Origin of the sequence: Rhodococcus sp. NPDC076796, from assembly GCF_040702765.1 — a bacterium.
In the GTDB taxonomy this organism is placed as follows: domain Bacteria; phylum Actinomycetota; class Actinomycetes; order Mycobacteriales; family Mycobacteriaceae; genus Rhodococcoides.
Genome location: NZ_JBFBMS010000007.1, coordinates 171,969 through 185,976, shown reverse-complemented (window position 1 = coordinate 185,976; position 14,008 = coordinate 171,969). Strand labels below are relative to the sequence as shown.

Sequence of the window (14,008 nt, the reverse complement as noted above, 5' to 3'; positions counted from 1 at the left end):
TCCTACCCTGCCGGCGTTGCTCTCGGCGGCGGTCGAGAAGAATCCGACGGGTACCGCGCTCGTTTTCGGCGAAACGTCGGTTACGTACGAAGAACTCGACGGGCAGTCGTCAAAGTTGGCTCGACTGTTGATCTCTCACGGCGTCGGACCGGACCACCTGGTGGCGATCGCGCTCGATCGATCCATCGAGTCTGTGGCCTCGGTATGGGCGGTCGCAAAGTCTGGCGGAGCCTTCCTGCCGATCGATCTGCGCTATCCGCCCGGGCGGATCGAGCACATGGTGACCGACTCCGGTGTTCGATGGGGACTGACGACGTCCGACAAGGTGGCCGAGCTGCCCGACGGAGTGTCGTGGATTGCAGTGGACGGGATCGAGGAAAAGCGGCACCTCGAGCAGTTGTCTGCAGAGCCGATCGCACCGCAGGACCGTGTGGCTCAACCGAGTCCCGCCAATCTGGCGTATGTGATCTACACGTCCGGGTCGACCGGAAGGCCGAAAGGGGTCGCGGTCACGCACGCCGGGCTTGCCCCGCTCGCCGCCACCGTCTCCGGCACGTTCGAGACCTCCGGTGACTCTCGCACCATGCATTTCGCCTCACCCAGTTTCGACGCCTCCGTGTTGGAAATGCTGATCTCTATCGTGAACGGGTCGATGATGGTGATCGTTCCGTCGGGCATCTACGGCGGCACGGAATTGACCGAGATCATGGCGGAGCATCGAGTCACTCACGCGATCATCACGCCTGCCGCGCTGACGACCATGAATTCCGGCGACCTTCCCGAACTTCGCGCGCTCGCCGTCGGTGGGGAGACCTTCACCGCGGAGCTGATGGGACGGTGGGCCCGCGGTCGGCAGTTCCACAACGCCTACGGTCCTACCGAAACGACCGTCATCTGCAGTCTGTCCGTCCCACTCGTCTCCGGCGGGGCGGTCGACATCGGCTCTCCCACACAGAGTATGGCCAGTCATGTGCTCGACGACCGACTCCGGCCGGTTCCGGTGGGTGTGGTGGGTGAGTTGTACATGAGTGGGCCGGGTCTGGCCCGCGGCTATCTGGAGCGCACGGGGCTCACGGCGCAACGGTTCGTCGCCAATCCCTTTGCGGTAGAGGGGGATGCGTCCCATTCGCGAATGTACCGAACCGGCGACCTGGTTCGGTGGCGACAGGGCGACGGCGGACCCGTGGTGGAGTACGTCGGTCGCAACGACGCGCAAATTCAGCTTCGCGGCTTTCGCATCGAACTCGGGGAGATCGACGCAGTGCTCGCGGCCGTGGACGGGGTCGACTTCGCCGTGACCGTCGGATATCGACGTCACTCCGGTGCGACCGAACTGGTCGGCTACGTTCTGCCGAACGCGGGGGTGAAACTCGACGTCGATGAGGTCCTGGACGCAGCGAAGAGGTACTTGCCTGCCCACATGGTGCCGACGACGCTGACGGTACTCGAGTCGATTCCACTGACACCGGCGGGCAAGCTCGATCGAAGTGCACTACCGGAACCGGTGTTCGCCGTGCGCGAGTTCAGCGCTCCGACGACTCCGACCGAGATCGCCGTGGCCGACGTCTTCGCCGACTTGCTCGGCGTGGAAGAGGTGGGGTCCAACGACGAGTTCTTCTCGCTGGGTGGCAACTCGCTCCTTGCGACGCAGGCCGCTGCGCGCATCGGCGCAGCCCTCGGGCGCCGAGTGCGACCGCGGGCATTGTTCGACAACGCCACCGTCGAGTCGTTGGCCGCGGCGATCGACAGCACCGAGGCCGACGCCCTGACGGTTTTGGATTCCTCGAGGCCACGCCCGCAGCACATTCCGCTCTCGCCCGCGCAGCAGCGCATGTGGTTCCTCAACCAGTTCGACACTGCGTCGGCGATGAACAATGTGCCCGTTGCCCTCGCGCTGACGGGTGCCCTCGACGTCGACGCGTTGCGCGCGGCGATCGCCGACGTGATCGTTCGGCACGAGTCGCTCCGTACCGTCTATCCGGAACTCGACGGGACAGGATTCCAACAGGTCCTCGACCCGTCCGAGGTCCAGGTCACCGTGGAGTCGGCCGAGACGGCACGGGACTCTGCGATCGACTCAGTTGGGGAATTCCTGACGCGGGGTTTCGACGTCACGACCGAGATCCCGTTCCGCGTGACTCTTTTCGAGATCACCGATCCGGTCGGCACGGAGCCGGAGTTCGTTCTGGCCTTCGTCGCCCACCACATCTCCGCAGACGGGTTGTCCATGGCTCCGCTCTCGCGGGACGTCATGATCGCTTATGCGGCTCGAACAGCCGGGGCCGCACCCGACTGGACTCCGTTGGCGGTGCAGTACGCCGACTACACGCTGTGGCAGTACGACATGCTCGGTTCCGCGGACGACCCCGACTCCCTGATCTCCCGGCAGATCGGCTTCTGGAGAGAAAAGTTGGCCGGTGCTCCGGAGCAACTGCAGTTGCCATGGAATCGAGCACGTCCACGCGTGGCGTCCGGACGGGGCGAACTGGCGCAGTTCACCGTCGATGCCCAGACGTATTCGCGTGTCCTCGAACTCGCACGTGGCCATGACGCGACGCCGTTCATGGTGGTGCACGCCGCTCTTGCGGTATTGCTGGCGCGGCTGTCCGGTTCTCCCGATATCGCGGTCGGGGCCCCTGTCGGTGGTCGCGGTGAGGCCCAACTGGACGATCTCGTCGGCATGTTCGTCAACACGGTGGTGTTGCGAACCGATGTCGAAGGCGGTCGATCCTTCGCGCAGGTACTCGAGGACGTGCGCTCGTCGGACGTGGAGGCGTTCGAGAACGCAGACGTGCCGTTCGAGCGTCTGGTCGAGGTGCTCGATCCGGTGCGATCGCAGAACCGACACCCCCTGGTGCAGGTCGCTCTGTTCTTCCAGAACTTCTCCGAGGGGACGTTCGAGCTTCCCGGGTTGACGGTTTCGCGCTTCGGGTCCGCTGCGTTCTCGGCCAAGTTCGATCTACAGGTCACGGTCACGGAGTCGTCGGGTGGACTCGTCGGCGAACTGCTCTACGCGACCGACCTGTTCGATGCCGGCACCGTCGTCTCCTTCGGGGAGCGGCTCGTCGCGTTGCTCGACGCGGTCACCGAGAATCCCGAGGTTTCGATCGGCGACCACGAGATACTGCCGGAGAACGAACGATACCGAATCCTGAAGCAGTGGAACGACACCCATCACGCGGATGTACCAGGTGACGAACTGCTGCTCGACGGTTTCGACCGTCAGGTCGCCGCCACGCCGGACGCTGTGGCCCTGGTGTTCGGAGACGAGCGGCTCACATACGCACAGTTCGCCTCTCGCATCGATGTTCTCGCGGAGCGGCTGAACGAGGACGGTGCAGGCCCGGGCACGCTGGTCGGACTCGCAATGCGACGGTCGATCGAACTCCTCGTCGGTATGTATGCGGTACTGCGTACGGGTGCCGCCTATGTCCCTCTCGATCCGGATCAGCCGTCCGAGAGAAACGACCACATCCTCGCCACTGCGGACCCGATGGCCGTACTGTCCACCAGCCGAGACGATTTCATGTCCGGTCGCGACGTGCCGGTTCTGTCGATCGATCGGATGGAACCCGCGGAGCGAGTCGGTGCCGATTTCACCCGCCCCCGCCCCGACGATCTCGCCTACGTGCTGTTCACCTCGGGCTCGACCGGCCGACCCAAGGGTGTCGCCGTCGCGCACCGGGCAATCGTCAACCAGATGCGTTGGATGGCAGACGAATACGGACTCGATGAATCGGACGTGTATCTACAGAAGACAGCCACGACCTTCGACGTGTCCCTGTGGGGGTTCTTCCTTCCGCTGCGGACCGGTGGGCAGCTGATCATCGCCCCACCGGGCGCGCAGCGCGAGGTCGACGTCATCGCCGACTCGATCTCTCGGCATCGAGTGACCGTGACCGATTTCGTACCGTCGATGTTGACCGTCTTCGCAGAATCCGTTTCTGCGAAGTCGATATCCACGCTGCGGCACATATTCGTCATCGGTGAGGCGCTGCCTGCTCGAACGGTGGCGGCCTGTCGAGCGGTCACCGGGGCGCGAGTTCACAACCTCTACGGCCCGACCGAAGCGGCGGTGTCGGTGACCTTTCGGGATGTCTCGGACGACGTCGAAGCGACTGGCGACGGCTCGGTCTCGATCGGTGTCCCGGAGTGGAACACAGTTGTGCGCGTGCTGGATTCGCGGTTGCGACCGGTTCCTGCCGGTGTGCCCGGTGAGCTGTATCTGGCCGGCGTGCAGTTGGCTCGCGGGTACGTTTCGCGCCCGGACCTCACGTCCGAGCGGTTCGTGGCCGATCCGCTCGGGGAGGGCGGAGCCCGCATGTACCGAACGGGCGACCTGGTGCGATGGTCGATGCTGGGGGACGGCCGAATCGAGTACATCGGGCGTACCGACTTTCAGGTCAAGTTCCGTGGCCAGCGGATCGAATTGGGAGAGATCGAGACCGCGCTGATCGGTATCACCCCCATCAGTCAGGCCGTGGTCGTGGTTGCGCCGGCGGCCGCCGGCGAATTGCTTGCGGCCTACCTGGTGCCGACCCCAGGGGAGTCGATCGATACCGAGGAGGTGCGGTCAGCACTCGGTGGTGTGCTTCCCTCGTACATGGTGCCGTCGGCGTTCGTGATGCTCGATGCCCTCCCACTCAATCCCGCGAGCAAGCTCGATCGAAGGGCGCTGCCGGAACCGGTCTTCGAGGCGCGTGAGTTCCGTTCTCCCACAACGGCGGTGGAAGTGGCGGTGGCGTCGGTATTCGCGGATGTTCTCGGTGTGGAGCGGGTCGGGTTGGACGACGATTTCTTCGCTCTGGGTGGTAATTCACTGATTGCAACGCGTGTGGTGTCGAGGTTGGGTGCGTCCCTGGATTCGGTTGTGCCGCTGCGGATGTTGTTCGAGGCCTCCACGGTTGAAGGGTTGGCTGCTCGGGTGGTGTCGGGGGCAGGTGGGAATCGTGTGCCGTTGACGGTGCAGGAGCGTCCGGAGCGGGTTCCGTTGTCGTTGGCCCAGCAGCGGATGTGGTTCTTGAATCAGTTGGATCCGTCGTCCGGTGTCGACAACGTGCCGGCGGCGCTTCGGGTGGCTGGTGTGCTGGACGTCGAGGCAGTGCGTGCCGCGGTTCTCGATGTGGTGGGTCGACACGAGGTGTTGCGGACGGTGTATCCGCAGGCTGATGGCGTTGGTTATCAGCAGGTGTTGGGGGTGGGGGAAGTGGGTTCGTTGTTCTCGGTGGAGCGGGTTGCTCCTGCGGACGTGGTCGATGTCGTGGTCGAGTTCTGTTCTGCCGGTTTCGATGTGACGGTGGAGGTACCGTTCCGAGTTCGGTTGCTCGAGGTTGTCGATGCGGCGGGTTCGGTGTCCGAATACGTGTTGGCGTTGGTGGCGCATCATATTTCGGCCGATGGTGTGTCGATGGGGCCGATGTCGCGTGATGTGATGACTGCGTATCTTGCGCGTGCTGCGGGTGAGGTGCCGCAGTGGGCGCCGCTCGAGGTGCAGTATGCGGATTACACGCTGTGGCAGTCGAAGGTGTTGGGTTCGGCCGATGATCCGGATTCGCTGCTGTCGCGGCAGGAGCAGTATTGGAAGGAAACACTCGACGGCTTTGCGGGTGTGTTGGAGTTGCCGATCGATCGGCCGCGACCTGCTGCCATGTCGGGTCGTGGTGCCTGCCACCGTTTCGTGATCGGCGGAGTGTTGTACGAGCGAATCGTTGCGGTCGCCGGTGAACACAGGGCCACGGTCTTCATGGTTCTGCATGCTGCTGTGTCGGCTGTGCTTGCCCGACTGACCGGATCGTCGGATGTTGCTGTCGGAACACCGATTGCAGGGCGAGGCGATGCAGCGCTCGATGATCTGGTCGGAATGTTCGTCAACACGTTGGTGCTGCGGACCCGTGTCGATTCTGCGGTGCGGTTCGACGAGTTGTTGGCTGCTGTCCGGCAGTCCGATATCGATGCCTTCGAGAATGCGGAAATTCCGTTCGAGCGGATCGTCGAAGTCCTGAACCCGCCCCGACGTCCGGGGGTGCCGCCGTTGGTTCAGGTGATGTTCGCGTTCCAAAATCAGGAACAGGTGAGTATCGATGTGCCGGGGCTGACGGTGTCGGGAGTGGATCTCGATGCGGTGATGGCCAAGATGGACATTCAGATCACGTTCTCCGAGTTGGTTTCCGAGGAGGGGGATTCGACTGGGTTGAGTGTCTCATTGGTCTATGCGGCCGATCTGTTCGATGAGATCACCATGGTGTCGGTGGGTGAGCAATTGGTCAGAATGCTCGAGGCGGTGACCTCGGATGGGCGCGTGGTCGTCGGGGACGTCGAACTCGTGGGTGCGGAGGATGTTTCCGTATCTGCCGGTGCTGGTGACCGAGTTCGGGTGGAGGACGATCCGATTCTCGATCCGTTCTCGGCTCTGGCGGTCGCGACTCCCGGCGCAGCGGCTGTCAAGTTCGGTGACACCGTGGTGTCTTACGGTGAGCTTGCTGCTCGGGTGAATCGGTTGGCTCGGTTCCTGATCTCGGAGGGTGTCGGTCCCGAGGTGCGGGTGGGGATCGCTATGAAGCGCTCGGCCGATTCCGTTGTGGCGGTGTTGGGGGTCTTGATGTCGGGTGGGGCGTACGTTCCGGTCGATCCGGAGCAGCCTGCTGACAGAGTGGGGTACACCCTCGGCAAATCCGGGGCTGTGATGGTCCTCGCCAACCGGGGTGACGGTTGTACCGATGCGCGTTTCGGTATCCCCATCGTCTATGTCGATGAGCTCGACCTGGGCGGTTTTTCTCCGGGGCCGATTCGACCGGAGCATCGGTGCGGTGCGCTCGATTCGGACAATGCGGCGTATGTGCTGTTCACTTCCGGTTCGACGGGACGGCCGAAAGGTGTTGTTGTCACGTATCGGTCGATCGTGAACCAGCTTGCCTGGCTGGAGTCGGAGTTCGAGTTGACGAGCGCGGACAGGGTCCTGCTCAAGACGCCGTTGACCTTCGATGCATCGGTGTGGGAGTTGTTGTCGATATTGCGTGTCGGTGGGTTGCTGGTCGTCGCTGAGCCTGATGGCCATCGGGATCCTGCCTATCTGGCGTCGGTGGTGCAGGCGGACTCGATCACGGTCGTCCAGTTCGTGCCGTCGGTCCTCGAAGCGATTCTGGACTGGATCGGGCCGGGTGCAACAGATTCGTTGCGCTTGACCGTCGTCGGTGGTGAGGCGTTGCCTGCGTCGGTGGCGGCGCAGTTCGCGGACACCAGTGGTTCATCGGTTCGCAATGTCTACGGTCCGACCGAGACGGCGGTGCAGGTGCTGTCACGACGGGTTCAGGCGCGTGACCGTGGGACGGTGCCACTCGGCGATCCTGTGTGGAACACGAGATTTCATGTGTTGGATTCTCGTTTGCACCCGGTATCTGCGGGTGTGGTGGGCGAGTTGTACATGGCGGGTGTCCAGTTGGCACGTGGCTATGTGGGGCGTCCCGATCTGTCGTCGGAGCGGTTCGTGGCCGATCCGTTCGCTGCCGATGGGTCGCGTCTGTATCGCACCGGCGACCTCGTGCGTCGTACCCGGGACGGCGAGTTGTTGTTCGTCGGGCGTTCGGACCTGCAGGTGAAGTTTCGTGGTTTGCGAATCGAGTTGGGGGAGATCGAGACTGCGTTGACGGCGCTGAGTTCTATCTCTCGAGCTGTCGTCATGGTGTCGGCGTCACCGGTGGGTGAGTCGTTGGCTGCGTATGTGGTGCCGGCCCTCGGGGAGTCGATCGATACCGAGGTGGTGCGGTCTTCGCTCGGTGGTGTGCTTCCGTCGTACATGGTGCCGTCGGCGTTCGTGGTGCTCCATGCACTCCCGCTCAACGTGAATGGCAAGTTGGATCGTAGGGCGTTGCCGGATCCGATGTTCGAGGTGCGTGATTTTCGACCGCCGACCAACACGGTCGAGGAGTCGGTGGCCTCGGTGTTCGCGGATGTTCTCGGTGTGGAGCGGGTCGGGTTGGATGACGATTTCTTCGCTCTGGGTGGTAATTCGTTGATAGCCGCTCGGGTGGTGTCGAGATTGGGTGCAGCCCTGGATTCGGTTGTGCCGCTGCGGATGTTGTTCGAGGCCTCCACGGTGGAGGGGTTGGCTGCTCGGGTGGTGTCGGGGTCGGGTGAGATTCGTGTGCCGTTGACGGTGCAGGAGCGTCCGGAGCGGGTTCCGTTGTCGTTGGCCCAGCAGCGGATGTGGTTCTTGAATCAGTTGGATTCGTCGTCCGGTGTCGACAACGTGCCGGTGGCGCTTCGGGTGGTTGGTGTGCTGGACGTGGAGGCCCTGCGTGCCGCGGTGGCCGATGTCGTCGACAGACATGAGGTGTTGCGGACGGTCTACCCGCAGGTCGGTGGTGTCGGGTTCCAACGGATCCTCGGGTCGGTCGATGTGGCCTCGATATTCACGGTCAGCACTGTGTCGTCGTCGAGGATTTTTTCGGAATTGGCCGAGTTCTGTTCTGCTGGTTTTGATGTCAGCGTTCAGGTTCCGTTCAAGGTTCGGTTGTTCGAAGTCGCGGATTCGCCAACGGAGGAACCGCACGCGGTTCTGGCTGCAGTGGCGCACCATATCGCCGCCGACGGAGTGTCGATGGGGCCGTTGTCCCGCGACGTGATGACTGCGTATGTTGCGCGCGCTGCGGGGCGTGCGCCGCAGTGGGAGCCGCTCGAGGTGCAGTACGCCGATTACACGCTGTGGCAGTTGAAGGCGTTGGGTTCGGCGGATGACACCGATTCGGCGATGCGCCGCCATCTCGACTACTGGGTTTCGACGTTGTCCGGTGCTGGGGCGCAATTGACGTTGCCATCCGACCGGCCGCGCCCGGCCGAGGCTTCCCATCGCGGCGGTTCGTTGACAGTGGAGGTCCCGGCCGATGTGGTCGGGGGAGTAGCGGAAGTGGCCCGGAAGCACGGTGCCACCACCTTCATGGCCGCTCACGCGGCGTTGGTGGTGGTGCTGGCTCGGTTGTCGGGTACGGACGACGTCACTGTGGGGACGCCGATTTCCGGTCGCGGTGATGCCGCGTTGGACGATCTGGTGGGGATGTTCGTCAACACGTTGGTGTTGAGATCCGATTACGTTCCGGGTCGGCCCTTTTCGACGCACCTCGAGTTGACCAAGGCCGTGGATCTGGACGCGTTCGAGCATGCGGATGTTCCTTTCGAGTCGATCGTCGATGCTGTCTCGCCTCCTCGGTCGGCTGCACATCATCCGCTGTTCCAAGTGTTGTTGGCGTTTCAGAATCACGAGCGTGCGTCGATCGCGTTGCCCGGTCTGCACATCGAGGCCGTCGAGGCACAAACCGGCGTTGCGAAGTTCGATCTGCAGTTCACCGTCGCAGACAATGCCGCTGACGACGGTCGCTGGCTCGTGGGCGTCGACTACGCGGCCGACCTGTTCGACGAGTCGACGGTGCGTTCGTTCGCGGACATGTTCGTGCGGGTACTCGAGTCGGTGTCTCGCGATGACTCGGTGGCGGTCGGCGATATCGCGATCATGGACCCTGCGGACAGCGCTCGCCTGACCGATCGAGTACGGCCGGCTGTCCCCGATATGCAGTTCACCGACATCGTCGCGCGCTTCGAGGAGCAGGTGTCCTACGATGCTGCCGCTGTGGCGGTGACGTTCGACGGTGTCTCGATGTCGTACGGCCAGTTGTCCGCTCGCGCCAATGGGTTGGCCCGCGAGCTCATCGCTGCCGGTGCCGGTACGGAGACGTTGGTTGCGGTCGCCCTGCCGCGATCGGCGGACCTGGTGGTGGCTCTGGTGGCGGTGCTGACGTCCGGTGCGGGTTACCTACCGATCGACTCCACTTATCCGATTGAGCGCTTGGAGTTCATGTTTGCCGATGCACGGCCGGTGGCCGTGTTGACGACCGCCGAGGTGCAGGATCGGGTCCCGGCATCGAGTGTGCCGGTGTTGTTCGTCGACGACTGCTCGGACTCCGAGCGTGATTCGTCGCCGATCGTCGATGCCGAGAGGCGAGTGTCGTTGCGTGCGGACAACACCGCGTACGTCATCTACACCTCCGGATCCACCGGTATGCCCAAAGGTGTTCGTGTCTCCCACCGCAACGTGGCGGAATTGCTGCACAACACCGATGGGCTGTATCGGTTCGACCGCGACGACGTGTGGACGATGTTCCATTCGTTCGCCTTCGATTTCTCGGTGTGGGAGTTGTGGGCACCGTTGTTGTCCGGTGGGCGTGTTGTCGTGGTCGATTTCTTGACCTCCCGTTCGCCCGAGGCGACACTCGAATTGGTTGCGCGTGAGAAGGTGACGGTCCTGAACCAGACCCCGTCGGCGTTCTATCAGCTGATCGAAGCGGACCGCATCGATGACGGTGCCGTAGGTGAACTGTCTTTGCGTTACATCATCTTCGGTGGCGAAGCCCTCGATCCTGCGCGTCTGCAGCCCTGGTACGACAGGCACGGACGGCAGGTCGAGTTGGTGAACATGTACGGCATCACCGAGACGACGGTGCATGTCACTCATCTGCCACTCGACGAGAATTCGGTGCGTAGGTCCGTATCGAGCAGACTCGGCGACCCGATCCCCGGATTGGGTGTCTACGTGTTGGATCCGAGGTTGAGGCCCGCTCCGGCGGGAGTGCCGGGAGAGATCTACGTTTCGGGGCGACAGCTGGCTCGGGGTTATTCGAATCGACCGGATCTCGATGCCGTTCGTTTCGTGGCCGACCCGTTCGCCGCTTCGGGAGAGCGGCTCTATCGCACCGGTGACGTCGCGCGCATCACTGCCGCGGGCGATCTGGAATACGTCGGCCGCTCCGATGGGCAGGTGCAGTTGCGGGGTTTCCGGATCGAGCTCGGCGAGATCGAGGCGGCACTCGAGCGTCACGAGTCGGTGGCGCGAGCGGTTGCCCACATCCATACGGACGGCCGACTCGGCGAGCGCTTGATCGCATACGTCGTTCCCCGTGCAGGTTTCATCCCCGATACGACAGTGCTTCTCCGGTTCGTCGGCGGATTTCTCACCGGATACATGATTCCCGATGCAGTGTCCGTGTTGGAGAAACTGCCGTTGACCGCGAACGGCAAACTGGACAGGCGGGCGTTGCCGGATCCGGTGTTCGAGGTACGTGATTTCCGTGCTCCGACCACAGCGGTGGAGGAGTCGGTGGCGGCAGTGTTCGCAGACGTTCTCGGTGTCGAGCGCGTCGGGTTGGATGATGATTTCTTCTCGTTGGGAGGCAATTCCCTCCTCGCTGTACAACTGGTGTCCAGATTGAACGCGGCGATCGACGGTGCACGAGCGCAGGTCTCGTGGATGTTCGCCGATTCTTCCGTCGGTGCGATCGCATCGCGAATCACGGCGATATCGAGTTCATCGACGACCGGCGGAGGAACCGGCCTCGAAACTGTGATCTGCCTGCGCGCAGGCGGGGATGCCACGCCGTTGTTCTGCGTCCACCCTGTTGCCGGATTGGCCTGGCCTTTCGGGGGCCTCGTTCCACATATCGACACCGAGCGGCCGATCTATGGTCTGCAGTCACCTGCGTTCTCGACGGAAACCGAAATCCCGAACTCGATACAGGCCTGGGCCTCGTTCTACGTGGGAAAGATCCGGGAGATACAACCGTGCGGGCCGTATCACCTGATCGGTTGGTCGTTGGGTGGGCTCATCGCGCACGCGATGGCAGTCGAGTTGCAGAACGAGGGCGAGGAGGTTGCCACACTGGCAATGATGGATTCCTTCGTATTGAACAAGACCGAGCACGTGGCCGAGAATCCCGTTACGTTGGGCGAAATCTTGGGAGGGCTCGGCATCGATTCGCCCTCGGATTCCGAGGATTTCGAGTTCTCGGTGGAGTCCGTGGTCGATCTGCTCCGTACGATGCCGGCTCCGTTCGACACGATGTCGACATCTCGTGTCGAACGAATAGTGGAGGTGATCGGTCGTTCTGTCGAGTTGGCGAACGTGTACGAGCCCCCTCTGTTCGAGGGGCGATTGGCGTATTACGCATCGGTGGTCGACGATCCCTCCGGGAGCATCGGAGTATCGACCTGGTCCGATGCCGTGGCCGGAGAAGTCACCGTGACCGGGGTGCATTCGACCCACTGGCACATGGCGTCTGCGTCTGCTTTCGCCGAAATCGGCCCCGTTCTGAACGACTACCTGCGGGGAAAGGTCGGATGACGGGGAACGGCCGTACGGAGCTGCTAGGTCGAGCGCTGTAGCGCGCACTCACGCGGAACAGAACGTCGCAGATCTATTCGGACAGCGATCCGCGTCCTGCACGTCTCCGGCCGGCAGGACGGGGCGATGCCGGCCGGTAGTGTGCGCGTATGGCAACGAGGTTCACCCGACGACGGTTTTTCGGCGGTGCTGCCGCGGGAGGTATCGGCCTCGCGATCGGTGGTAACACCCGCGTTTCTGCGCGCGCGTTGCCCGCCCCCGACTCGATCGACACCACCGACCTGGCGATGCTCGGTGCTGTGCAGGCTGCGAGTCTTCTGCAATCGGGCAAGCTCGATCCTCGCGAGCTACTCGACGCATGTTTCGCACGTAGCCGGGCGACGGACGGCTCGGTGAACGCGTGGATTCGTATCTATCCCGAGGTGGCATACGCCGCCGCCGATGCCGCGGCGTCGCGTCTGTCCGCGGCAGGTCGCACACGTGAGGGCGGCAGCGTCCCCCTGGTGTGTGGTGTGCCGATCGGTCTCAAAGACCTGTACGCGGTCAGTGGATTGCCCGTAACCGCGTCGAGTCGCGTGCTGCAAGGCAACATCGCCGCCGGCGATTCCGGTGTGTGGAAGAGGCTCCGGGATGCCGGAATGGTTCTGATGGGACACACGCACACGCACGAGTTCGCCTTCGGCGTCAGCACCCCTCAGGTCGGCAACCCGTGGGATCTGTCCAAATCCGCGGGCGGCTCATCGGGTGGCAGCGCAGCCGCCCTCGCCGCGTCCTTCACACCACTCGCAACCGGGACCGATACCGGTGGTTCACTCCGAATACCGGCATCGGCCTGCGGGATCTCGTCGATCAAGCCGACTTTCGGACGTTGCAGCGTAGCCGGGGTGATTCCCCTGGCCTGGACACGAGACCACACGGGGCCGATGGCCAGAAGCGTGTCGGATGCAGCCTTCTTGCTCAGCTACATGGCGGGAGTCGATGTCGAAGATCCCACCACCTCGGCCGGGCCCGCCGTGCCTCGAGACGGGTACTCGATCTCGGCAGTAGGGGGTAGCGCACCGCTGTCCGGGCGTCGTCTCGGACTGCCGGTCAACGCTGTCGGTGAGCTGCCCTCAGCGTTGGCTGCCCTTTTCGAGGAGGCGCTGAACCAGGCACGGCGGTTGGGAGCCGAAATAGTAGAGGTCGCTTTACCCCCGGTGCCGCAGAGTCTACTTCTCGGAGACAAGGTCGAAGTCGGTTCGTACCATCAGCAATTCGCCGACCGAATCGGCTTGTACGAAGCCGACACTGCGCTCCTCGTCGGTGCAGATATCCTTGCGCTCGCGAGTCCCGTCTCGGACTACCTCGGTATCGAGCGAGACCGACTTCGCTTCCAGCGGGCTTACAACCGAATGTTCTCCGACTCTGCACTCGATGCCATCGTTCTGCCGGGGGCGGTCGTCGACGGCGTGGTGCGCGACGAGATGGCACAATTCAGCGTCTTCGACGCCCCGGTAGCGAATGTCGTCTGGGCGAACTACGCTGGGGTGCCCGTTGTGAGCATGCCCGTCGGAAGATCACGAGAGACGGGCTTGCCCTTCGGTATTCAGATCGGTGGACTCGCGTGGCAGGAGAACACGGTCATTGACATCGCACTAGAATTGGAGGAATCGGCCCCACACTGGCGAGAAGTCCCGCAGGTGCTTTCAGCGCCGCGCGCTGTCCCGGAGGTCGCCATCTCGCTCCCCGGTGCAGGACCTGAAGCCACGAACACCAGGTCCGATCCACCGTCGTTCTATGCTTTGCCCACGACATCCACGCGGGAATGACAGCCGGTATCGACAACCATGATGGCGTAGCCGGCCA

Annotated in this window: 2 protein-coding genes; both read left to right on the top strand. The window is 63.3% G+C overall.

Translation table 11 applies throughout. From position 1 onward, the window contains the following. Positions 1-16 precede the first annotated feature (16 nt). Entirely contained in the window at positions 17-12,163 is a 12,147-nt protein-coding gene (locus tag AB0366_RS20805) for an amino acid adenylation domain-containing protein (protein ID WP_366245602.1), read from the top strand. Positions 12,164-12,312: 149 nt separating this feature from the next. Further along, positions 12,313-13,971 (top strand): amidase, encoded by a 1,659-nt coding sequence (locus AB0366_RS20800; RefSeq protein WP_366245600.1) that lies wholly within the window; start codon positions 12,313-12,315, stop codon positions 13,969-13,971. The last annotated feature ends 37 nt before the right edge of the window (positions 13,972-14,008 follow it).